The organism is Legionella longbeachae (genome assembly GCF_004283175.1).
GTDB lineage: Bacteria > Pseudomonadota > Gammaproteobacteria > Legionellales > Legionellaceae > Legionella > Legionella longbeachae.
Genome location: NZ_RXNW01000006.1, coordinates 118108 through 142940 on the forward strand (window position 1 = coordinate 118108; position 24833 = coordinate 142940).

Consider the following 24833-nt stretch of genomic DNA (forward strand, 5'->3'; position numbering starts at 1 on the left):
TGAATTTATGGATAAAAGCAATACCACTCCGAAACTGTTTGTACTCGATACTAATATTTTAATGCATGATCCTACCGCCATCTATCATTTTGAAGAGCATGATATTTACTTACCAATGGTTGTGTTAGAAGAATTAGACAATCATAAAATGGGCACATCCGAAGTAGCACGCAACGTACGACAAACCAACCGTATGTTGGTAGAACTTATGAGCAATTCCTCTCATGAACAAATTGTCTCAGGCTTACCAATCCCTAATTATTCGGATAAAAAAAAGTGTAGTGGCAAACTTTATTTTCAAACCGATGAATTCAACCAGGTGGTTCCATCTACATTACCTGGGCATAAGGTAGACAATACCATTCTTGCTACTGCCCTGGGATTACAAAAGAAGCATGCCGGAACAAAGCAAGTTATCATTGTGTCAAAGGACATTAACTTGCGCATCAAAGCAGGAATACTTGGGATTCTTGCAGAGGACTACTACAGTGACCAGGTACTCGATGATGTCAACCTCCTACATAGGGGCTTACATATACTGAACAACGATTTCTGGGAAACACATGCTAAGGACATGGGGTCCTGGCAAGAAAGCGGCAAAACTTTTTATAAAGTAGCTGGCCCATTAATTGAACAATGGAATCCAAATGATTGCCTCAGTACTGAAGATGACCAGTTTCAAGCCATCGTAAAAAAACTGGAAAATGATCATGCGGTCATTCAATTGGTTCGTGACTATACCAAACATTCAGTGTGGGGGATTCACGCTAAAAATCGCGAACAAAATTTTTCTTTAAATCTACTTTTGGATCCGGAGATTGATTTTGTAAGTTTACAAGGCCCTGCAGGTACAGGAAAAACACTACTTACAATCGCTGCCGGTTTAACTCAAGTATTGGATCAAAACCGTTACTCAGAAATTTTAATGACTCGCGTCACTATTCCTGTAGGTGAGGATATCGGATTTCTTCCAGGTACTGAGGAAGAAAAAATGACCCCCTGGATGGGCGCGTTGATGGATAATTTAGAAGTACTCCATAGCTCACAGGTTGGGGGTAGTTTTGGACGTGGCGCAACCCAGGATTTATTACAAAATAAAATTAAAATTCGTTCATTAAATTTTATGCGTGGCCGTACTTTTTTAAATCGTTACATTATTATTGATGAAGCACAAAATTTAACTCCCAAGCAAATCAAAACTTTGGTGACACGCGCAGGCCCTGGTTCGAAAATTATATGTCTTGGGGACATCAAACAAATTGACACCCCTTACTTGAGCGAAACAACTTCTGGTTTAACTTTCGCGGTGGATCGTTTTAAACATTGGGAACACAGTGCCCATATGAGCTTAACTCGTGGTGAGCGTTCAAGGCTTGCATTTTACGCTGCAGAACATCTATAACCTCTATTCTTGAACACAAAATATCTTTATTTGGCTTGATCGAATCACTTTGGATTCGATCTAAGCTGGTTGCGTGAATAAATGCACCGTGAAAAATCATGTCTTGCGAGGAATAAACAAAAATAGACCTGGTGTAAAATGTGCGTTATAGTATGCACTTTAAGGATTTACCATGACAGACCATGCCATCACCTTTGATGACGTTCTCCTTGTTCCTTCATACAATCATCATGAATCAAGAAGGGTAGTAGAAACCACGAGCAAAGACCGCTTAGGCAAGTTAACACTGGAACTACCTGTAATCAGTTCTAATATGGATACGATTACTGAAAGTGCCATGGCAAATTTCATGACCTCTAAAGGAGCTATGGGTGCCTTACACCGCTTTATGTCTGTAGAAGACAATATCGCAGAATTTAAAAAATGCAGCGGTATTGTTTTTGTCTCTATTGGCTGCTCTACCGCTGAACTGGAAAGAGCGGAAGCCTTACGCGATGCAGGCGCTAACTATTTCTGTGTGGATGTTGCCCATGCACATGCCAAATATGTGGGAAAAACACTAAAAAGTTTACGTAAAATACTCGCCGATCGTTGTATCATGGCAGGAAACGTTGCCACCTACGCAGGTGCCGATTATCTTGCCTCCTGTGGTGCTGACATCATTAAAGCAGGAATTGGCGGTGGTTCTGTATGCAGTACCCGCATCAAAACCGGTTTCGGAGTCCCTATGTTAACCTGCATCCAGGATTGTTCGCGTGCTGATCGTTCTATTGTTGCAGACGGTGGAATCAAAACATCTGGAGATATAGTAAAAGCTTTAGCTTTTGGTGCCGATTTTGTGATGATTGGCGGTATGTTAGCTGGAACATCCCCTACTCCCGGCGAAGTCATTCAAAAAAATGATGGCAGCAAAGTAAAACGTTACCGAGGCATGGCTTCCAAAGAAGCACAGGAGAATTTCCTGGGTGAAATGCATGAATGGAAAACCGCCGAAGGCGTAGCAACAGAGGTACCTTTTAAAGAAAATCCTGATGCAATTATTGCCGATATTGTTGGAGGGCTAAGATCCGGTTTAACTTATGCGGGCGCGGACACAATTAGTGAGCTGCAACGTAAATTAAATTACGTCATTGTCACACAAGCCGGACGGATTGAAAGTTTACCCCATAAATTATTAGGTTAAAAAAGACTTAACTCCTAACCTAATCAAAAAAACAGAGCCTCTTCATTATCAACAATATTTACAGGCTCTGTTTTGTTTCAAAATAAGGTCCGGTCACTCTAATGGAGTACCCTAAACAGAATTACCGCCCATACTTGGCCCTTCCTTATCCAAACTTTGCGTTTGTTCTGGTTCTTTGTCAGGCTTTTTCGTTGTTAATCCATCATCAACATTGTTAACGCTGGATTCGACTGATTGTGTAGGTGTAACATCACTACTTTTTGGTGAATCCATAGCAATTTGTTTTACGCCTTCGGTAAGGCCTTTCACTCCGGAGACCATACCTTTACGCATACTTTCCCCCATATCAGAAACTTTCTCTGCCGCAGAGGATAGTGTATTTGCAATAGGCGCTAACTGTTCGCTGGTTTTAAGCTCATTCCATTTCTCATTCAATGCATCAGTGGCTGCTTTTCCTAACCTGTCTTTAGCCTGCGCCAGTTCGTTTTTTAATTCCATACACTCTTTGCCAAGCTCTGTTTCCTTGAATTTTTCTTTAAGTTTGCCAGCACCTTTTGCCAGCAAATCAGTGACATCATCATTAATTTCTTCCACCATCTTCGACAGTTCTTCTATCATCTTCATCCGTGGATCTTGACTGCCTGTATCAAACCCCTTTTTTTCTTTATTACCACTTTTATCCCCAGCAGGACTCGGTGCCTGACTCTGCTGTTGATTTGCATTAGAGGTTGACTGGTCTTTTGATGGCAGAGTGATTTCATCAGGGTTTTGCGGAGCAACCGTATCTGTCTTTGGTGTTGGATCTGTTTTAGGCGTTGTATCTGTCTTTGGTGGCTCTTGGCTTATTGATTGATCTTCGTTTTCTTTCATATATCGAACCTCAGTAATCTACCCCTATTATTTTTAAAGATAGCACATCATCGCATGTAATGCTCTAGAATCAGTGCTGGCATACACTTTATTGTATACTATAATCTTATCAAGAATTATTTTTGATGAATTATGTATGAAATCAATTTACACTAAATTTTCAAAATAAATACAAACAAAATGGATTACTCATGATTTATGATGATTTTCGCTGTATGAGCCGTGGAAAACAACTCCTTACTTTGAAAGAAGAGGACTTCTCACTTCTCCACCCCATTAATCAACAAGGCACAAAAAAAGATCGCGCCCTGCTGCTTTTTCATGGATTTACGTCATCCCCTGCTGTTTATCGTTACCTCATTCCCCAATTAAAAAATTATGATGCGGTAGTGTGTCCGGCACTACCGGGGCATGCCGACAGTATTGCTGCTTTTGCCAAGGCAAAAAGAAATGATTGGGTATCGCACGCTAATCAAGAATGTGACACATTATTCAAAGAATACCAAAAGGTAGATGTATTGGGAGTATCCCTTGGTGCTTTGCTGGCATGCAAACTGAGCCGAAATTATTCATTCAACCACATGTTTCTTTTAGCCCCTGCACTAAAACTGCAGATGAATATTAATCGCAATATAAAATTAATCATGCTACTTAAGAGTCTGGGCTTTTGCGAGCTCCGTGGCATGGCTGGTAATCTTGTCAGTGATAAGCACACTGAAATTTCTTATCGTAGAATCCCACTTTCTGCACTACTTGAACTATTTGCCTTAATCCAAGAGCATCAATGGGTACCTCCTAACTGCCCCACTGATCTTTTTCTTGGAACACATGATAGGGTTGTTGCATCAAAAGAAGTAGAAAATATGTTTGCTCATCTACCCAAAGCAAACATACACTGGCTTGCAAACTCAGCCCACGTTCTCCCTTTGGATAATGATTTGGATCAAATTGTTCAGTGTGTGAATCAATGCATATAGTCGGAAGGTAGTGGTTGATGGATAAATGATGGAAGAGTAGCGTCTATCTTCAGCAGGATTGAATGCCCTGCTGAGTTTCTAATCAAAAAACTTTCTATTTGCTATTTGAGCAACGTGTAAATGTAAAATAAAAGGCATTTACATGCCTTTTTAAAATTTATCGTAATTAAGGGAATTGTTTGTTGTAACGATTGAAATCTTTCAAATCGTATTGGTTCCATTCCCTCATATCCAATACCGAACCATTAAAGACCATAAAATCAGCTCGGGTCTTCGGTAGATTATAATAGTAAATATCACTTGCATCGGTAGCAAAATTGCTTTGATGTTTCGCTACAGAGATTTCTGCAACAGAATGTCCATGTGTTTTTACAAAACTGCGTTGAGCACGTAAATAGCGTCCTTTAAATCGTGCTTTGTTCCACAGCTCAACATCTAATCGATTTACTGCGCCAGCTAATTGAATTGTTGAGGAATCCTTTGCACGTATGGTTAAAGTATCCGTTTTAACCCAATACAGGCTAAACCAAGCATTACCTTGCATGGTTAAATTTGCTAAATTAGCGACCCCGGAAAGCTGTACTTTGGGGCTACCCTGCAAATGGATTTGCAAGTTTTGACTCGAGATGCCGCCAATTTGCGTTAAACCTTTGCCCTTTATATCCAGCACACGTAAACCAATAGCCCCATTTAATCTTACAGTTCCTGTGTTTACCGAATAAACATCTAATACACTTGTATGTAATTGATTACCTACAACAAAATTAACGTCTTTTAACGCTAAACGGTTAAGAAATTGGCCTCTAATATCAACAGAAATAGGCCCATACAATGGATAACCTTTTCCCAGGCTTACATAAAGCGTATTTTGTGTCACAACTGTTTTTAGAGCAGCCAAATCCCGCGTATCGCCGCTTACAATAATTTGTGGCTTTTTATACCCCGTATGCACCGTAACATTCATTTGTCCTTGTACATCAACATGATTAAAAGCACTAACTGCTCTAACTTGTTTTGTTTTAATACCTTGTGGCATTTGAGGTAAAGAAGGGGCTTTGGGCGCATGATGTGCGCAAGCAGTTAATAAAAAAACAATAAAAATCAAAAAATAGCACCGCTTTTGCATAAGATTTTATCCCTATATCATAATTACTCTACATTAGAGGAAGTTTTAACAATGTTCAAGGTTTAGGGCATGTGATCTAATAACTCAACTTACATCATATGAAGACTCTGTATTAAAATTAGAAAGAATTACAGTGGCAGGGCAAGTATCTTTAATTGGTGAATCAGGAGCTTCATTAATTAAATACTCTAAAGAGTCATTATCCGAGAGAAGTGCAGGTAATTGAATGTAAATATCAACTAAAATACCTTTTTTGCACCCTAAATATATTTTGGTCGAATTACTTGGACCAAAAGATTGAGTAATCATTTCTCTGAGATGAGTTAATTGAACTCTTTGTCCCTGATGTTGCGTTAAGTATTGGCCAAATAAAGAATCATCGGCTTTCTCAGCCAGGCGAATTGCCAAAGCAAAATACTGATCTGCTGATAAAATTTGACAACTGCCATGTTTATTCCATTCATGCCGTTCCAAACAGCTTCCGTAATAATAGCTTGGCATTATCCTTTTTAAGAGATCAGAAATTTGTGGGGATAAATCCAATGGGGGATAGGCACAATGATTTGTTTTTTGTTGCACCCCACAATACCCATAATTTTGACCACACGCTTTTTGATTAGGCCATAATCCATGTAAAGTAAGGTGTTTTGCCTGGTAAGAGTTCTGAGATAAATGTGTACATTCTGGTTTACGAGCTTCATATCCGTAGGTTTGGCAGAAACCAGGTTGCGAACTTAATGCTAAAACATAAGAATCGGACAAGCCCTGAATATCACAGGAATCGCCCAGCAGTTCAATAGCATGTACATTAATTGAAAAAACAAGCGATAACAAAGCAATAAACTTTATCATGAAGACACTTCACTTAGCTTCTTTGGGAAACATTATACAGAAGAAGATAATGAATGCCAGTTCTTTGTTTGGGATTAATTAATTGAATTTAATATTAAATTAACGATCAAACCATGAGTTCCTGTCTACGAATCGCGCTTTATGCCAGGCTCTTTTTTGCCACACAGCGCGATTCCCGACAGATTAAATGGCCAGCCTATCGAAAATCTAGTTTGAATAAAGTGGCCCATCTTCTAGATCCATGGAAGAATCAAAATCCTTGTCATCAAGTAATGGTTTTTTCAGTGGATCTACTGATGTTTTCTTAAAGAAACCTTGGGGCTTTTTCGTTTCAACCTTGTTAAGCGAAGCATAAAATTTTGTATATTCTTCTTGGTCGAACTCCAATGCCTTTTTTTCCTCTGGTTTAAATAATGAGTCAACCAGAGCGCGAGTACCCAGAGCGAACCCCAACGCAGCACCAATAGTGAGTATACCAAACCCTAACGGCATGCATACTAAACTTACGAATACAATCGCAGGGATAAGAATATCAAGTACAATACCACGTATTAAATTAACTGATTGATAAATCATCATTTGCTTTTGATATTCAGTTTCTGCCTGGAGCTTCTTAATTTCCAAGAAAAGAAGTTTTCTTTGATCTTCAGTTAACTTATGCCCCTCTCTTTTCAAGAGGTCCACTTTAAGATCAAGTTCTTCTTTTATTCCCTTTCTTGTTTGATGAGTGGTATACAATTCGATACCACCTTTTATCGCATTATTAATAATGGTTAATGCAAGACAAACAACCGCGCCAACAAGACTTAAAGTAGCTGCAACAGGTGCGGCAACAGGCAAGAACGGCATCGTTAAAAGGACAAATGCCAGCATCAAACCAACCGCATAAGCAATATTGCTAATTAATGAAAGTTTGTTCATTTGCCATTCCCTTGCACATTTTGCTTGTTCTCTCTTTAAAGCATGCAGCTGCATCTGTAATTGCCGTTCTTCAGCAGCCCGCTCTTGATTACCCTCTTGTTGAGTATGACTTTTAAGAATTTTAAGCCGCTTTTCTATTCTGGCAATGTCCTCAGAATACTGCAGCATCGCTTTATTGTATTTTGTTTTTTGCTCCTCAAAATCCCAAACAGCGATACTGATATCAAAAATCAATAAAGCAACGGTGAGTGCATCGCCCCAAGTGCCTAAAACACTCTTTCCAGTTAGCCAAAAAAAGCAAACCAAATTTGCTGTTCCCCATAGGGAATCATTCAATAAACTAAACTTTCGTTGATCCCATTGTGTTTGAAAACGCTCATACCAAGGCATTTTTGCCTCTTCCTCACTCATCCAGGGACCTTTAATGGTATGTTTTAGTAATAAAGAAAGATTTAATGCAAAACGTGCATAATATAATGCCCAGCTCAGTGTACCTGTATAAGGGTCAGGATATCTGATTACCTGTGCAGCCTGACCGGCATTAGGATGATCTTTAGGAATCAAATCAATTACTGTTTTTAAAAAAGTTGACTCCCACACCCAATTCAATCTCTTTTCATTAAGAGACCCCATGTATTCTTTAATCGTTTTGGTCGTACCTTTTTCGGTTTTGGTATCAGTCCAATCTACCATTTTTTGGCCAAGTTCGTGACCAACGACCCATCCTAAATATTTTAGTGGCTTATCCTGATTAAGCTCAGCTTGCTCCGGAGATTTTATAATGAAATTTTGATATTCAGGATCAAGTACGAGAAGAAACTCGACGCATCGTTTAATATGCTGGGTATATGCCTTGCGATTTTCAGTTTTTTGATAGTCTATTTCATGTTGTTGCTGAGCGAGTAAAAGCAAAAGTGTCATTTTTAGATCAAATCGTAATTGCTCTTTTTGCGCCTCACTCATATAGGGAAACATCGCTTTATCAGTATCACCCAATATTCCCAAATAGAAGTTTAAGGAAGGAAGAAAATCATCACTGCGATGCTCATTAAAAGCACGACCAGTTACTGATCGTACCTGGGTTAATGTATGCCCTTTTGCCTTATTATAAGTTGGAGTGCATTTTCTTCTTAATTGCTCATAGTCATCTTTATTACTTTTGTTTTTTTCAAGCGCAATCACTTTTTGATTTTTTGTATCAGCGTAATAAAGTTTATCATGGTATGCAATCACCATATTTTTGGTGTAGAGTGAAGGGGTAACCTCAGTAAGTTTGTTGCTGGGATCAAAATCGACTTCAATGAGACCACACTCTGCCCTACTGTATTCAAGAAACTCCTTGCGAAGCTTAAGAAAATCTTTAAAGTGCACGTCAGCAACGTTCTTGTTTTTATTTAATTTATCGTTAAGAAAAGAGTGAAGGATTCCGCTGCTGGTAGCCATAATATTACCTTTGTGTTTATAAATCTTGGCGACTAATTCCTTTAATCACAGTAAAAATCAATGTGTTCTTTTTTATAACATAGCACTAATTTTAAAAACAAGGTGGGCATTGATTGATTTACAGTATTGAAACTAAAATTTGCATAATCTAATTAAATAAGTTTTGTAGAAGGTTCAGCCCTTAATAAAGGGCATAAAACTGTGCAATATAAAAGCCCAAAGGCTCAAAATTTGAAAAGGCGGGATTACAACAAATCACGTGCATAAATATCATCAAATCGCTTAATGTCATCCTCCCCTAAATAAACTCCGCTTTGGACTTCTATTACATAGAGAGGTTCGTTGCTTGGATTACTTAAACGATGAAGGGTATTTTGTGCAATATAAGTAGATTGATTTACTGATAAATATATAGTTTGTGTGTCATTAATAACTTCCGCCTGCCCCGAAACCACAACCCAATGCTCTGCTCGGTGCTGGTGCATTTGCAGTGATAGTCGTGCACCAGGTTTAACCATGAGCCGTTTTACTTTAAAAGATGCACCCTCAGCTAAAACTTCATAATACCCCCAAGGTCGTGATACGCGTTGGTGATCCTGGATTAGTTCATGGTGATCTTTACTTAATGAATTAACTAAATCTTTAACTTGTTGGGAATACTGTTTGTCAGCGACCAAAACCGCATCTTGGGTAGCAACGATAATTTTGTCTTCTACTCCAACAGTTGTCACTAAGATATCTGTACTATGGATAAAACAATTTTTGCTTTGTTGAGCTACCACTTTTCCAGTAACGGTATTTCCATCCTCATCGGGTTTATTCGCATCTGCAACTGCAGACCAGCACCCTAAATCACTCCATTGCATTGCAACAGGAATTACGGCTGCTTTATTTGTCTTTTCCATGATTGCATAATCAATTGATTCTGCTTCACAGCGCGAAAACTCTTCCAAATCAAGACGCAAGAAGTCATGGTGGTGTTGGGCATTTAAAACAGCCTGGCGACTAAAATAATGGATGTCTGGTTGGTGCTCCACTAATTCATTCAGATATACACCGGCACGACAGACAAAAATGCCGCTATTCCAATAATAATTAGTACTTGCGATGAACTCTTTTGCCGTATCAATTGAAGGCTTCTCTCTAAAGCTTAAAACCTGATGTACATTTTCAGCAAGTGATCTTCCTGCCTCTATATAACCATAGCCTGTTTTGGGACTATCAGGTTGAATGCCAAAAGTCACTAAAGCTTGTTGCTCTGCGGCAAATTGCGCACCAATAAGCATCGCCTCTTGCCATGCCAAATCATCAGCAATCCAATGATCTGAGGGTAACACGAGCATCACGGCATCAGAACCAGCAATTTGTGATATATAATGGGCTGCACTTGCAATTGCCGGCGCCGTATTGCGTGCACACGGCTCCAATAGATACGTTATTGAATGAGCGGAAGTATCGAGTTGCTCCTGGCAAAGAAAGTAATGTGCATCATTACTTACAATAAGGGTATGCGAACTCTTAAGATTTTGTGCTCTTTTCACAGTTTGTTGTAGAAGGGACAATTCACCGTTTAAGGCAAGAAACTGCTTAGGGTAATTTTTTCGCGACAAAGGCCATAAACGAGTCCCAGAACCTCCTGCAAGGATAACGGGATAAAGAGTAGTCGTCATAAAGTTCCATGTTATGGCATAATTGGCGCATTCTAACAGTATTTTTTACCTAAAAAAAGCGGTTCTTTTTTACAGCAAACATAATTAACAAATTCCATTTAGGTTTAAAATAAGTCATTTATGGAGACTTTCAATGAAAAAAGCGGTCATTTTACTCTCAGGCGGCCTCGATTCAACAACCTGCCTTGCTTTAGCTGCCTCAAAAGGTTTTGCCTGTTATGCAATAAGCTTTTCCTATGGGCAAAGGCATTCAGCAGAATTATTTGCTGCACAACGGATTGCAAAACATTACAAAGCAAAAACACATCAGATTGTCACCTTGGATACTGAATTATTTCATAACTCTGCCTTGACGGACCCAAGCGTGGATGTCCCTGATTTTAAGGAAGGCTCGGAGATCCCAGTAACTTATGTACCTGCACGCAATACTATTTTTCTATCCATGGCATTGGGTTTTGCAGAATCTATAGGTGCCAGAGATATTTTTATCGGGGCAAGTTCCGTGGATTATTCTCACTATCCCGATTGCCGCCCTGAATTTATAAGTGCATTTCAAACTCTAGCTAACTTGGCTACCAAAGCAGGAGTAACAGGCGATTCTTTCACCATCCATGCCCCCCTACAATATTTAAGTAAAGTGCAAACCATACAACTTGGAATAAGCTTGGGCGTAGATTATAGCCTGACTGTTTCTTGCTATCAGGCCAACGAAGCTGGAGAAGCATGTGGCCAATGTGATAGTTGTACTTTTAGAAAGCGAGGATTTATCGGCGCAGGCATTGATGACCCTACTTTATACCGCCATCCTGAATAGGATGCCGTTAAAATTTATTAGCTGATAACACACGCAGGGTGCAGAATAATATTCCCCTCAAAAAACAACCCGAGTTTTGAAATTGGGTTGTTTGCTTCTTAACCTAATGACAATCGGTGATAAGCAGGAAAGCGTTTTTTTATTTAACGCCAACACCATTGCAGCTATTTGCAAAATTGTAGAAAACGGTCCTGCTACTATAGAACCAAAATGAGTATTAACAAACCGAATAAATCAGATTTTTATTAAAAACGGCTCTTTTAGAATAAATAATAACAAACCTGAAAAACTATTAACCAATAAGTTGCTTAAAGTCAAATTAATTTACACTTTTGTTACAACAAACTGAGCATTTTTGATTCACATGTAGCAAATTCATTGCTATCATCCGTTCTGATTTATAACCTTGGAGTAAAACATGAAAAAATTTATGCAGACGGTTGCTTATTTACCAGCTGATATTTTTATCGGGGCGGTTAATCTTACATTAGGCTCTTCTCAAAAAAATAAAGAGGGAGAAGTCAAGACAAAACGTGGTCTTTTAGGCCTTCTTCTTGACGGAGTTAAATCTGTTGCCCAATCTACTGCTAATTTCATCGGTGCGCATAGAGGAGCAATCTCTGTTGCTGCTTGGCTGTCTTTAACAGCGGCTGCCGGTGTTGGCCTTACATTATTCTTGTGGCCTGCTGCTTTAACTGCCGTTGCTACTTTTACAGTATATGGTTTTTCTATTGCAGGCATCGTTGGCGCTAACACTGCGCTGCAAATTGGATTTGCTGCTGGATTAGCTGCTGCTGCTGCTTCTGTTGGTACTTACTTAACTGCGGCTGCAGTAAACACTGTTTCTGCTATTGCCAGTTACTTTAAACGTCCTAGCAAAACAGATAAATTAGCTGCCAGTAATGAGGAATCTTTAAGTGACGAAAGTTCACACAGCCATGATGAAATTCCTGATACTAACCCAAGCCTCATTTTATTAAATTCACAAGCTCCTAAAAGTACAAATTTTGCTACTAAAGAGAGCGAGAGTGAACCAAAATTTACAGAATTATTCTCAAGTTCAATACCAGTAGTTGAGAAAAAAGATCAAGAGGAAGCACTTCAACTTTCTTGCTAATCATGTAAATAACAGGTTATAAAAAACGCGACTTAAGTCGCGTTTTTTATTTCTACCCGTCCCACTAAAACCTGGTTACAATTCTACATATCATTCTAAAGCATTTACTTTCCTTTTGCGTTATAATCAACCATCTGTCATACAAGTAGGTGCTTTATATTGATGAAACAACGCAAAATGCTGGTTACCAGCGCTTTACCTTATGCAAACGGACATTTACATTTGGGGCATTTAGTCGAGCACATTCAAACTGATATTTGGGTTCGCACTCATAAAATGTCTGGGATTGAATGCATCAGTATTTGTGGTGATGACGCGCACGGTACCCCAATTATGTTGAAAGCAGAACAAATGGGACTCACTCCAGAAACATTAACGGCTGAAATAAAGCTAAGTCATGAACGTGATTTCAAAGCTTTTGCTATAGATTATGACTGTTATCACACTACCCATTCGCCAGAAAATCAGGCTTTAGCTGCAGCAATATATGAAAAGCTTAAAGCAAATGGCTCAATCATTAAAAGAACCATACATCAAGCCTATGATCCGGTAAAAGAAATGTTTTTACCAGATCGTTATGTCAAAGGAACTTGCCCTAAATGCGGCGCTAAAGACCAATATGGAGATAACTGTGAAGTCTGTGGTGCTACCTACTCGCCAACCGATCTCATTGATGCTGTCTCTGCAATTTCCGGGGCTAAACCTATAGAAAAAGAGTCAGAACATTATTTCTTTGATTTACCTCGATATGAAAATCTTTTAAAAGAATGGACTCGAGGTGGTCATTTACAAACTGAAGTTGCCAATAAATTAGACGAATGGTTTGCAGCGGGGTTAAAGCAATGGGATATTTCTCGTGATGCACCTTATTTTGGCTTCCCTATCCCAGGCACAACTGATAAGTACTTTTACGTATGGTTAGATGCTCCTATAGGCTATATGGCAAGCTTTAAAAAATACTGTGATGAGCATGGAGTTTCATTCGCAGAATTTTGGAATAAAGATTCTGACACAGAATTGTACCATTTTGTGGGTAAAGACATCGTTTACTTCCATGCCTTATTTTGGCCTGCAATGCTTGCTGCTAGCGGTCATCGCACCCCTACTGCGGTTTATACACATGGCTTTTTAACAGTTGACGGACAAAAAATGTCTAAATCTCGGGGGACTTTTCTTGAAGCTCGCACTTATATCGAATATTTACACCCGGAATATTTACGCTATTACTTTGCCGCCAAACTCAATGGTCGTGTCGATGATCTGGATTTAAATTTTGATGATTTCACCAGTAGAATTAATGCCGATCTCGTAGGTAAAGTGGTTAATATTGCAAGTCGATGTGCAGGATTTATCAATAAACGATTTGACAACACCCTAAGCGAACATTTAAGTGAACCCCAACTATACGCAGAGCTCATCGCAGTACGTAGCGAAATCATTGAATCATTTGTTTCGCGTGATTATGCACGTGCTATTCGCCACATTATGGACTGTGCCGATAAAGTCAATCAATATATTGATACCAATAAACCCTGGGTATTGGCAAAAGAAGAAGAGCGTCTTTGCGAGGTACAGGATATTTGTACTATGGGCATTAATTTATTTCGTATTTTAATTACTTATTTAAAACCAGTGCTGCCATTAATGAGTCATTCGGCAGAAACCTTCTTAAATTGTAATCCCTTAACTTGGGAAGCAATCAATACCCCTTTATTGAACCATCAAATCAATGCATTCCAACCGTTAATGGTTCGTGTTGAAAAAGAAAAAATTCAAGCCATGCTGGAACAATCAAAACAGGTGCATCATGGCCTCGGTTAAAGAAATTGATGCTCTGTTACCTCAAACTCAATGTGGCGAGTGTGGTTATTCGGGTTGCTTACCCTACGCTGAAGCGCTTGTCCAGGGTACAACCTCAATCAATAAATGTCCGCCAGGTGGCATTGCTACTGCAACAGCATTAGGCGCTTTGCTCAATATCGACCCCACACCCTATCTGGATGAAGTACGAGCAAATACTCGCCCCCCATCCGTTGCTGTCATTCGCGAAGCTGAATGTATAGGCTGCACTAAATGCATTAAAGCGTGTCCTGTAGATGCAATCATTGGTAGTGGTAAATTAATGCATGCAGTGATGACACACGAATGTACTGGTTGTGGTTTGTGTGTTGCCCCTTGTCCTGTAGATTGTATTGAGATGGTGGAGTCGTCAGCTGCCGAATATGATAAAGACTTGGCTCGTATCCGCTTTCATGCCAAACAGTCCCGTTTATTACGAGAAGATCATGAAAAACAACAGGCTTATAGAGAAAAGCGCCAATTGGCGATGCAAGCCACAAATAAAGCACAAGAGATAAAAGCCAAGCAAGATTATATCCAACTCGCTTTGGCACGTGTCAACGCTAAAAAAACCCATGAATAAACAAAAACGCCGTGAGATTTTTCTGCGCTTCCAAGCGCAAAACCCACACCCAATTACTGAGTTGGTCTACCATTCTTCTTTTGAGTTATTAATCGCTGTAATTCTTTCAGCCCAAGCAACTGATGTTGGAGTAAACAAAGCAACCGCTAAATTATTCCCTGTAGCAAATACACCTCAGGAGATCCTTGATTTAGGATTAGAAAAACTTAAAGAATATATAAAGTCTATAGGCTTATATAACAGCAAAGCACAAAATATCATAAAAACATGTGAGATGCTGATCAAGAATTACCATGGAAAAGTCCCTGAGCAGCGCGAAGCATTAGAAGCATTACCTGGGGTAGGTCGAAAAACAGCCAATGTGGTGCTCAATACTGCTTTTGGGCAGCCTACTGTAGCGGTGGATACACATATCTTTCGAGTAGCGAATCGAACAGGGATCGCCAAGGGTAAGACTCCTTTGGAAGTGGAAAAAAACTTAATAAAGAATACAGCATCTGAATTTTTAAAAGACGCACACCATTGGCTAGTATTACATGGGCGTTATGTATGTACTGCACGAAAACCACATTGTAAATCGTGTATTATTGAAGATCTTTGCGAATACCCGGATAAAAATTTATCATAATTAACGTGAGTTCGGCATAAAAGGGATAGAAAAGCTTTTATATGGTTAAACAATCGCTATCCCGTAAAATGGGTGGCATTTATACGAGATCCAGGGCAGATAAAACTGTTCGACAAAAAATAACTCTATTTTTTGTCGAGGCTGACGTTAATTACAGCACGAAGCAATTTCTTATAATTTGAGTGCAGACAATAACTGGCAAACTTTAGTTTCCACTGACAAAATATAATAGTAAGTTATGGACAACAATAATGAGCGCACATCATAAAAATACCTTTATAAATAAAATATTAATAAAGTTTTATCGCTTTTTATCCAAAGAAGACTGTGTGGCAAAAAGAACTTATTTATATGATTTTGTGCAACTGACCCAAGAGATAAAACCTGGTGATGTTCTGCTAATCGAAAGCCACACCCGAATTGGTAATATCATTAGGCTCATATCTGAAAGCACTTGGACTCATGCCGCTTTATATATTGGCCGTATCGATGACATAACAGCTCCAGGTTTACATGAATTGGTACAAAAACATATAAAAAATTTTTCTTCAGATCAGTTAATTATTGAAAGCTTACTCGGAGAAGGAACTCGAGTATCTTGCATCGATGAATACAAAAGTGAGCACATCAGGATTTTAAGACCTTCTTTTTTGTTACCAGAAGATAGAGAAAAGGTGATTGCTTCGGCAATTCACCGAATTGGAAAAAATTACAGCTTACGGCATCTTTTTGATCTTGCGCGTTTTATTTTTCCCTGGAGTATTTTTCCACGCAGATGGCGTTCTTCGTTATTCCAACATAATATGTTACAACCCACAGAAGATATTTGTTCCTCAATGATCGCTGATGTATTTCAATCAGTGAATTATCCTATTTTACCTCTGATTACAAAAGATAAAACAGGCTATGCATTGATACATAGAAATCCTCGTCTCTATACACCAAGTGACTTTGATCTTTCGCCATTTTTTGATGTCATCAAATATCCAATTTTACCGCTAAGCGAAGGGCAGACTTATAGAGATTTACCATGGAAAAAGCAATTAATTAGTGACGATATTGCTATTGTTCCTCTACAAGGTGGAAGCGAGTAACAAAATTAAGCAGTTTTACGTCTTAAATGCAATAAATAATAGTATAATCATAGCAAAATGTAGTGTTACTGTACTTCATGAGGAAAAGACTGGCATTTCTTATTTTTTCCTCATACAATGAGATTTCCTGGTTGCACGGAGAGCAAAAGTATGAACTGGTTGACGTCGGTAATGGATGGGGCTAAATCATTTGGTAATGGAGCAGCTTGGGCATTGAGCAAAGCCCCCATCACACAAGTAGTAAGCTATGCCGCAGATACGGCCTTTTATGTGACCGAACAAGTTTTAGCATTACGCGAAGCAATTCCTGCTTTAATTGCCCCATTTAAGACTCGCGTAGAAGAAATGACACCAGAGGTGGAATCCGTAAAAAAAGTGATTAAGGGGATGGGAAGCGTTGTATTCCATGACGTACTTCCCGTAGTAGCAGTAAACTATGTAAATAACGGTATTCAAACTTATTTTCGTGAGGGTTATAATGAAGAACAGGGTTCACTCCTGGCTCCATATGCTCTTTTCTTATCCACCCTTTCTTTAGTCAATTACGGTGTTCAACTCTATAACTATAGGCAGGCAACTAAATTAGTAGCCCATACTTTAGTTCTCGACACAATAGCACCCTCTGCTTTTAACGAACACAAAGCCCTTGTCCCGTCAACCCCAACGCTTTGTGTCGAAGAAGATTGCAATTTTAAACGAAAGTTTAAAGGCTCTCTGCGAGGAACCATAGGATTAGCTTTAAATGATCTCACGCTATGGGGAATTAGCCAATTTCCGTATGGTGGTAAACAAATTGCATGGGTATTAGGCCTTTATTTTTACGGTGAATATATCACCTATATGGCCACACCTGAGCGTTGTGAGCGTCATAAAGGCATGAAATCAGAATCCATACTTTCTTTGGGTTTGGCGTACACGGGAACCTCCGCGCTCATGAATTACGCACTTGAATCCACTGTAGGCGTCCCCCCCTATCTGTATAACAGAACATTACAACATTTGCTGCTTTTATTGCATATCAATGTTGCTTCTCATATGTCGCTACCCTTGGTCAAACCACAAAAGGATACCCCAATTCCAGTTGATCCCTTATTTTTGTATGACCGGACAAAACGATTTATTATTGATGTAGTCTTTGCAGGTTTAATGAAAAGAGTGCCTATTGATTTTAAACCCCCCGAAGGCGCGAAACCTTTTATTCCACTTTCAACTGTATTTAAGTTTTTCACAAAAATATTGGAAAGTGATTTAGAAAAAGTACAGGTTTCCCAACCTGGATTTTTTAAGCAAGCTACCCGGGTCGTTTTGCCTAATATGTTTCATAATCCCAAAAATGCCGTTAATGATCCAGTAATCAAACAATTTTGGCCTGAAATACGCAGCGACTTACTTAATATTATAGACATTGTTGAATCTACAAAACCGATTCAAACCCTAACAACTGGGGCTAAGCCAATTGCTTCTACAGTTAAATACACATTACCTAAAATTCTTTGGTATCGTTTTGGTTTACCTATAAAACTATCTGAATTTCTTTTATCTTTAAGTAAAAAAGAAGATTTTTGGAATTTTGTTACTGCACTTAAACGTTGGATTGAACGCAACGATGTCTCTCGTGAAATCATTTTAACCAAAACAAATTCTAAAGCTGGCTTACACGAAACCGATAAGATAATCGAACTTCCATCCGATACAAAAAAATCAACAACAATACCTCCGTCAATTGAAGAGTTAAAGACACCTCGGCCAACAATGATCGCTGATGCAAAACAGTTGATTTCTCATAAACCATCCTCTGTAATAACGGCTAATAGTTTATTTTCTACAAAACAGCGAAAAAATCTAAATAGTGGTCCTAAAATTGATGAGATACAATCATTACAATACAGCTAACCAATTTTAAAAAGAGTGGGTGCAATTAGGGTGCATTGTAGTCTGGAGCAGCTTAGCGACCCCCGGGGGTTACTAAGCAGTGCCCAGGCTTTAAATCTACGAAGAAATAGTTAAGCCGTACGTATTTGATTTTCTTTCCAAATACGCCCAATAGAGCCTTTTATTGATAAAGTATCCCATTAGCATTCCTTTTTCTTCATACTTCTATTGCCGCAGAAAGAACGCCAGGAAGCCTTATTCAAACCGCTCTTATTTGCTTGCCATATTAAATACTATAGTGTTATATTTGCGCACGAACTAGCTCGTTACAAAGCAATTATCGTAGAAAAAGCCAGGACTGTTTATGGAAATCCGACACAAATGAATCAATCGTTGCCTGCACAGAATTCCCCTGGTTTTTTATTTTTGACTGTAAGTGCCATTACCTCACTGATTTTATTAATTAATGTTTCTTTTAAAATTGTCCTTCTGCAGGGACTGATGTTTTCTGTGAATGGCTTAATCTGTCCGCTAGTTGCAGGATTATATTTATTAGCCTTAAGAAACTTCACAATTAAAGAACAAAGGCATTTTTTGAACATTTCTTTAATGACTGTATATGTATTTTGTATCGGTGTGTTTGTATTAGTGAATTTACCTGCCGCTGAATATATGCATAATAATCCAGTTTACCAAATCATTTTTGAAGATATTCCCAAAAAATTCTTTGCGACTACGACAGCTTTTGCACTTAGTTTTTACTTACCGCACCTACTGTTTTATCCAAAATCCAGTAGGACGCTTCCCACATCGAAGCAATGCATGCTGTTGGCTGTATTAGGAGGGCTAAGTTTTTTTGGTTTGGACTTTATGCTTCTATTTTCTGGAACATATCTACCTAATTTCAAACAAATTTTTATTGATTCCTCCATGATTGCCTCCCTCATATTGCTTATGATTGGGGTTTTTTATTTGACTTTTTTACTCAAACATCAAAATACAGCTTTTACCCCCGAGCGAGGTAGCGAAAAGTTACCTTTATATGATTATCTTATTTGTTTTGCAATCATCGTCATGTTGATCTGCCTGGCTTGCGAATACAGAATAATTGCGCTCTTTAACAAACACAATATCCTATCAGCAAGTTCTTTATTTTTTCCTATAACCCTGGTGATCAGTACGATTTTAGGTGAGTTATGGGGTTATAAAGTAAACTTAAAACTGTGTCTGGTTCTAATTGCGACTCAATTTATATTTGATGTCTTATTAATGATTGTTGTAGCCTTACCCTCACCTACCTTCTTGAATTTGAACCCTTTTTACAGCTTCATCATGCTCAAAAGATTGCCTGCCGCATCTTTGACATTGTTTCTCGCCTTCATAAGCAATGCGATGTTATTGCATCATTTAAAACAACCAAAATGGGCTTTACAGCGCCCTCTTCGCATCTTAATTGCTAATATTTGCGCGAATTCTTTATTGTGTTTAATTGATTACAGTTTATTGTTTGGCGGTATTTATCCCTATGATCAGATCATTAATTTAGTGGCTAATGTCTGGAACTACAAGTTACTAATGACGTTGATTTCTTTACCTTTCATTTTATGGCTATGTACCCATATGGAAAAAAATAAAACATTAACTGCCTTGCAATATGATTAAAAAGTATTTCTTGTCAGATTAATTAAAAAAACATCTCCATCTTCAACAGCAGAACGATGGCTTGCGTCAATTTTTCCTTAGGTTGACCCTTTTCCGCGTTTTGCAAAGGAGAATGAGGTTATACCTCTTAACGAAGATTCTATCCTGCTGAACCCTTAATAAAAGAACCCAACCCCACTGCCAGTAGCTTAGGAAGTCTATCTTTATTTCTTAAGTCAAAGGCTGTGGGGCGGGGTCATTACAAACTCGTTAAGTTGGCATCATTAACTGTTTTGTAAGTTTATTCTAGTCTTTTTTAACAGGGCGCTTCCAACCATATACCGTTTTTTGCTTTGACTCCGTTAAAGTTAATTCACCGGGAGGAACATTTTTACGTATCGTGCTCCCAGCACCAATAGTTGCGTGAGCACCGACTGTTACTGGAGCAACTAATTGTGTATCTGAACCAATAAAAACACCATCTTCAATAATAGTTTTGTGCTTATTAACACCATCATAATTGCAGGTAATAGTACCAGCGCCAACATTAACTTCTTTTCCTAATACGACATCACCCAAATAACTCAAATGACTGGCTTTCGATCCTTCATCAAATATTGCCTTTTTGGTTTCTACAAAATTACCGATCTTACAATTTGCAGCCAACTGTGTACCCGATCTTAAACGGGCAAAAGGACCAATCATGCAATCATTTGCTATAACACAACCCTCTAATACGCTATTAGCCTGAATCTCGCATCCTGCTCCTAAAACTACATCTGCCAACACACAATTAGGTCCTATAATACAACCATCACCAAGTATTACTTTTCCGCGAAACACACAATTGACATCTATAGATACATCTTTGCCACAAACTAAATCTCCTCGTAAGTCAAAACGATTTGCATCAGCAATGGTCACCCCCTGTTGCAATAGCTCATTCGCTTTCCTTGTTTGCCAGATACGCTCCAATTCCTGTAATTGAAGTCGGTTATTGACTCCTTGGATTTCGGCGTCATCTTTTGCACTTAGTGTTCTAATAGATGTTTTATTGGCGACAGCTAGGGCAATAATTTCAGTCAAATAGTATTCACCTTGGGCATTATCATTACTCAATTTGGGTAACCATTTTTCTAAATCATCTGAAATTGCACAGCAAATACCAGTATAAATTTCTTTTATATTCTTTTCTTGCTCATTTGCATCTTTTTCTTCTACAATGATGGAAACTTCACCTTGATTGTCTCTAATAATACGCCCAAGACCACAGGGATCTTCAAGATGAGCAACCAAGAGTGTCAAAACGGATTGATAAGAATTTGCTGGATTGCTGCATTCAATTAAAGCACTTAATGTACTAGCTTGGATAAGCGGCACATCAGCAGATAAAACAAGAACTTGTGTTTTTGGTGGAATAAAAGGTAAAGCCTGCATCACTGCATGGCCTGTACCCAATTGTTCCGCTTGATATACCCAATGCACAGGTAAGTCAGGGAGTGAGTTCTTAAGCTGTTCACCACCATGACCATATATAACATGAATTGCATCAGGATTTAGTTGCTGTGCGGTTTCCACTACCCGAACCAGCATAGGCTTCCCCGCAAGCGGGTGAAGTACTTTAGGGATATTGGAATACATTCGTTTGCCCTGGCCTGCAGCTAAAATGATAATTTGTAAGTTCATGAAATTATAATTTCCTAGGTTAAAAACAATAACAGGTATGCAATGAAACAATCTACCTAAATATAAATAGCACTAAAGGTATGATAACTAAATTGCAGTTCAAGGAGTAGAGCGATGACCGTTTTTATTAGAGCAGCTAAAAGATTAATGCTTCAATGCCTAGACAAGTCGATGGAAGACTCAAGTGCCAAAAACCAAAGCTGGTTTGGCGGCTTTAGAAACGCAGAGCTATCTGAGGCACAAAAAGAGTTAACTCTTAAACTAAGGAGGCAAATTGATGACTTTGTTCCTAAAGAGACCGATTTAAAAAGTTTGCTTGCTTTAAAGAAAGCAATTGCCGAACTTGATGCGGAAGTAGAGGGAAAACGCAAGGAATATCAATATGCTCGTGGAAATTTGAATACAACCTTAACCGAAATGAATTCCAATCTGGAACGATTTTATAATACGATTTCCACCTTATCCTTTAAGACCTCTGAGGCAACTGTACCCTTTCCTCTTAATGATATAGAAAACTCAAAACATCCCTTTAATATACTTTGTGCCCATGCCGCATACTATTTCGGTGAAAATATTTTTAACCCTGTCGATGAAGGTTATATTGTTAAGGCTGTTTCATCACTTGTTGGAGCTACATCGACTGTAAGCGTTAGAGAGCACAAAGAAGCGTGTTTACTTTCCCATCTGAAAAAATGTGATGATCTGTTAAAAGGGGTAAAAGAAGGGGATGAATATGATGGGATGCGCCAAGAATTGGTACTTCGAGAAGTAGATGCGATTAAACGAGAAAATGCTGAAATTTGCAGGCAAGCACAGCCGATTACGAGCGTTCCGGTGAGTCTCTCATTTTTTGCAACAGCGAATGTGAAAGCCCCGACGCTCAAACCAAGTAGAGGTCGATTAGAGGTATGTATGCAACACGTACTCGAAGAAATTGCTTCGCTTAAAAAACCAGTTGTTACAGAGCCACTCACGCTTTAATTTCAGCAAGAAACATAGCCTGGAAAATCTAGGCTATGAAGTTAACTCGCCACAAAGATCTGTTTCTATTAATTGCTTAATTTTTGAAATATCCAATCGTTTACTTAATAAATACAATAACTTGCAATGTGCTGCTTCTGGAGTCATATCGTGGCCGCTAATAAGTCCTGCTTTTTTTAAAGAATGCCCCGTAGCATATTGACTCATCTCCACTCCACCTTGCTGACATTGGGTGCAATTAATAATGATTACCCCACGTGCGCAAGCATCAGTCAGTTGTTTTAAAAAACGAGGATCATTATTTTGTGCATTCCCTGCACCATAAGTTTCTAAAATTAAACCACATAAGGGTTGATTTAATATGTAGGCCAAAACATCCGTAGCAAAACCTGGAAATAACCTGAAGTTAGCAATAAATTGAGGCTCAATAGTTTGTAAATGAAACGGCTTTTGTGGCCTTTTTAACAACAGATTTTTATGAACTTTAATATCAATCCCTATAGATGCTAAATGAGCATAGTTGGGAGAATCAAACGCTTTAAACCCCTGGGAGCTTATTTTTTGCGTTCGGTTCCCACGCAGCAAATGTTGATTAAAATAAATACATACCTCATGAATTGGTTGATGTGCACATAACCATAAAGAAGTAACCACGTTATCAATGGCATCATTACGAACTTCAGATAAAGGGATCTGAGAACCGGTCAGAATCACAGGCTTGCCTAAATTCTCCAACATAAATGATAAGGCAGAAGCTGTGTAAGCCATTGTGTCCGTACCATGAAAAACGACAAAGCCATCAAAATGCTCATAATCATCTGCAATATCTTTGGCAATTCTGTTCCAATCATGCACCGTCATATTGGAAGAATCGAGTAAAGGCTGGTATTCCTTGATGGTATATTCTGGCATATCCTGGTGTTGAAGCAAAGGAATCTGCTGTAATGCTGATCCCACGTAACCCAAGGATGGCTCATAACCATTTTTAGTTTTGATACAACTAATGGTACCACCGGTATTAAGTATTAAAATTCGTTTACGCATATGGTCGTCAACTAGAAGTTTTGTTCCAATTATATAACTAAACAAGCGGCGATGTTACTGGAAAAAGGGATATCAATAAGCTTTTTTAAAGATCTAACTAATAGAACAGGATTTAGTTTTAACTTCGGTTAGGGATTAAATGACGATTAACTTTCAATGTAAGACAATAAGTAATGAATCTTGTCACACAGCTTACAGTTGAAACAGTAGAAGAGGCTGATGATCTTTATGTTTGAGGTTTGGAGAGAGTCAAGTTTGGCGTTCGCATCGTGCAAAAAATCGAAACAGCTGCGACAAAATATTTAAAATGGTCTAATGAAAACGATTCAGGTTGCTAATTAGTGTATTTTGAATGGTTTTCTAGCGCTCTCTAAAACAGAAATCTTGGTTTATATAATAAGCATTTGAGTGTTGTTTTTATTGTAAACGCGACCATCTACAGCCTTTTTGAGATTTCCCCTCACCTAATAAAAACCATTTTTAAATAATAATTACAGATTTAATTGCCAAGGTCTTGTAGTTTATGAAAGAATCAATACATTAGCGGTTTAATTGAAAACAGTGACATCATGGTAATTGATCGAGCCGGATATCGGCTGAATGTAGGAATTATCCTTGTCAACTCACAGAACAGAGTTTTTTGGGGAAGAAGAAGCGGTCATGATGCTTGGCAATTTCCACAAGGAGGATTAGCTGCTGGTGAAACATCACTAGAAGCAATGTTTCGAGAGTTGCATGAAGAAGTAGGATTGGATAAGGAGGATGTTGAGGTCATAGGTTCTACAAAACGTTGGCTCAGATACAGGTTGCCTAAACAGTATCTACGCCATGGCAGCGAACCCTTGGTAATTGGACAAAAGCAAAAGTGGTTTTTGTTAAAGCTTACTGCCAGCGAACAAAAGGTAAAGCTTGATCTCAGTGACTCTCCTGAATTTGACAGCTGGCGTTGGGTTGATTTTCATGAACCCGAAGGGCAGGTCATCTTTTTTAAACGCCAAGTATATATTCAGGCGTTAAAAGAGCTGGAACCTTTATTAAAAATAAAAAATCGTCGTACACCTTACGGCCTTAAACGAAAAAAGAGGTAATA

Annotated in this window: 20 protein-coding genes; 13 read left to right on the top strand and 7 right to left on the bottom strand. The window is 38.6% G+C overall.

The window, feature by feature from the left end; all coding sequences use genetic code 11:
- Positions 1-7: 7 nt before the first annotated feature.
- Positions 8-1402: a PhoH family protein gene (locus tag EKG34_RS07675; RefSeq protein WP_003633470.1), complete on the top strand. Its 1395-nt coding sequence runs from the start codon at positions 8-10 to the stop codon at positions 1400-1402.
- A gap of 172 nt (positions 1403-1574) precedes the next feature.
- Complete coding sequence (locus EKG34_RS07680) at positions 1575-2585, top strand: guanosine monophosphate reductase (protein WP_003633471.1); 1011 nt, start codon at positions 1575-1577, stop codon at positions 2583-2585.
- 111 nt (positions 2586-2696) lie between these two features.
- On the opposite strand, the gene EKG34_RS07685 is transcribed toward EKG34_RS07680, so the two are convergent.
- On the bottom strand, positions 2697-3455 hold the full coding sequence (locus tag EKG34_RS07685) for a hypothetical protein (protein ID WP_003633472.1): 759 nt from the start codon (positions 3453-3455) through the stop codon (positions 2697-2699).
- Between the two features lie 191 nt (positions 3456-3646).
- Here EKG34_RS07685 and EKG34_RS07690 point away from each other — a divergent pair, with 191 nt between their 5' ends.
- Entirely contained in the window at positions 3647-4432 is a 786-nt protein-coding gene (locus tag EKG34_RS07690; RefSeq protein WP_003633473.1) for an alpha/beta hydrolase, read from the top strand.
- A 166-nt stretch (positions 4433-4598) separates the two neighbouring features.
- On the opposite strand, the gene EKG34_RS07695 is transcribed toward EKG34_RS07690, so the two are convergent.
- From EKG34_RS07695 to EKG34_RS07710, 4 genes are all read right to left on the bottom strand, one after another.
- Positions 4599-5558 (bottom strand): GIN domain-containing protein, encoded by a 960-nt coding sequence (locus EKG34_RS07695; protein ID WP_003633474.1) that lies wholly within the window; start codon positions 5556-5558, stop codon positions 4599-4601.
- Positions 5559-5642: 84 nt separating this feature from the next.
- Complete coding sequence (locus EKG34_RS07700; protein WP_003633475.1) at positions 5643-6410, bottom strand: ribonuclease T2 family protein; 768 nt, start codon at positions 6408-6410, stop codon at positions 5643-5645.
- A gap of 207 nt (positions 6411-6617) precedes the next feature.
- Positions 6618-8774, bottom strand: a complete 2157-nt coding sequence (locus EKG34_RS07705; protein WP_003633476.1) for a hypothetical protein — start codon at positions 8772-8774, stop codon at positions 6618-6620.
- A gap of 245 nt (positions 8775-9019) precedes the next feature.
- The gene (locus EKG34_RS07710; protein WP_003633478.1) at positions 9020-10444 is read right to left on the bottom strand and encodes a mannose-1-phosphate guanylyltransferase/mannose-6-phosphate isomerase; all 1425 of its coding nucleotides are present in this window, start codon (positions 10442-10444) and stop codon (positions 9020-9022) included.
- A gap of 133 nt (positions 10445-10577) precedes the next feature.
- Here EKG34_RS07710 and queC point away from each other — a divergent pair, with 133 nt between their 5' ends.
- The 8 genes from queC to EKG34_RS07750 all read left to right on the top strand — a co-directional run bounded on the left by queC (position 10578) and on the right by EKG34_RS07750 (position 20053).
- Entirely contained in the window at positions 10578-11258 is a 681-nt protein-coding gene (gene queC, locus EKG34_RS07715; protein WP_003633480.1) for a 7-cyano-7-deazaguanine synthase QueC, read from the top strand.
- A 418-nt stretch (positions 11259-11676) separates the two neighbouring features.
- Positions 11677-12375: a hypothetical protein gene (locus EKG34_RS07720; RefSeq protein ID WP_003633482.1), complete on the top strand. Its 699-nt coding sequence runs from the start codon at positions 11677-11679 to the stop codon at positions 12373-12375.
- Positions 12376-12552: 177 nt separating this feature from the next.
- Positions 12553-14196 (top strand): methionine--tRNA ligase, encoded by a 1644-nt coding sequence (metG, locus tag EKG34_RS07725; RefSeq protein WP_223800117.1) that lies wholly within the window; start codon positions 12553-12555, stop codon positions 14194-14196.
- Positions 14183-14797 carry an RnfABCDGE type electron transport complex subunit B gene (locus EKG34_RS07730; protein ID WP_003633485.1) on the top strand — a complete coding sequence of 205 codons (615 nt, stop codon included), beginning with the start codon at positions 14183-14185 and terminating at the stop codon, positions 14795-14797. The genes metG and EKG34_RS07730 overlap by 14 nt, the downstream gene beginning before the upstream one ends.
- On the top strand, positions 14790-15425 hold the full coding sequence (gene nth / locus EKG34_RS07735) for an endonuclease III (protein WP_003633486.1): 636 nt from the start codon (positions 14790-14792) through the stop codon (positions 15423-15425). Before EKG34_RS07730 ends, nth begins: the two co-directional genes overlap by 8 nt.
- 251 nt (positions 15426-15676) lie before the next feature.
- Positions 15677-16519 (top strand): YiiX/YebB-like N1pC/P60 family cysteine hydrolase, encoded by an 843-nt coding sequence (locus EKG34_RS07740; protein WP_012978753.1) that lies wholly within the window; start codon positions 15677-15679, stop codon positions 16517-16519.
- Between the two features lie 150 nt (positions 16520-16669).
- A complete protein-coding gene (locus tag EKG34_RS07745) occupies positions 16670-18412 on the top strand; it encodes a hypothetical protein (protein ID WP_003633489.1) in 1743 nt (580 codons plus the stop codon).
- Positions 18413-18772: 360 nt separating this feature from the next.
- A complete protein-coding gene (locus tag EKG34_RS07750; RefSeq protein ID WP_003633491.1) occupies positions 18773-20053 on the top strand; it encodes a VUT family protein in 1281 nt (426 codons plus the stop codon).
- 285 nt (positions 20054-20338) lie between these two features.
- Here the strand turns inward: EKG34_RS07750 and glmU are convergent, their stop codons facing one another.
- Positions 20339-21718: a bifunctional UDP-N-acetylglucosamine diphosphorylase/glucosamine-1-phosphate N-acetyltransferase GlmU gene (glmU, locus tag EKG34_RS07755; RefSeq protein ID WP_003633492.1), complete on the bottom strand. Its 1380-nt coding sequence runs from the start codon at positions 21716-21718 to the stop codon at positions 20339-20341.
- A gap of 114 nt (positions 21719-21832) precedes the next feature.
- Between glmU and EKG34_RS07760 the strand changes: the two genes are divergently transcribed.
- Entirely contained in the window at positions 21833-22699 is an 867-nt protein-coding gene (locus EKG34_RS07760) for a hypothetical protein (protein ID WP_003633494.1), read from the top strand.
- A gap of 33 nt (positions 22700-22732) precedes the next feature.
- On the opposite strand, the gene ansA is transcribed toward EKG34_RS07760, so the two are convergent.
- Entirely contained in the window at positions 22733-23743 is a 1011-nt protein-coding gene (gene ansA, locus EKG34_RS07765) for an asparaginase (protein WP_003633495.1), read from the bottom strand.
- A gap of 569 nt (positions 23744-24312) precedes the next feature.
- Here ansA and EKG34_RS07770 point away from each other — a divergent pair.
- Positions 24313-24831: an RNA pyrophosphohydrolase gene (locus tag EKG34_RS07770; RefSeq protein ID WP_003633497.1), complete on the top strand. Its 519-nt coding sequence runs from the start codon at positions 24313-24315 to the stop codon at positions 24829-24831.
- Positions 24832-24833 lie beyond the last annotated feature (2 nt).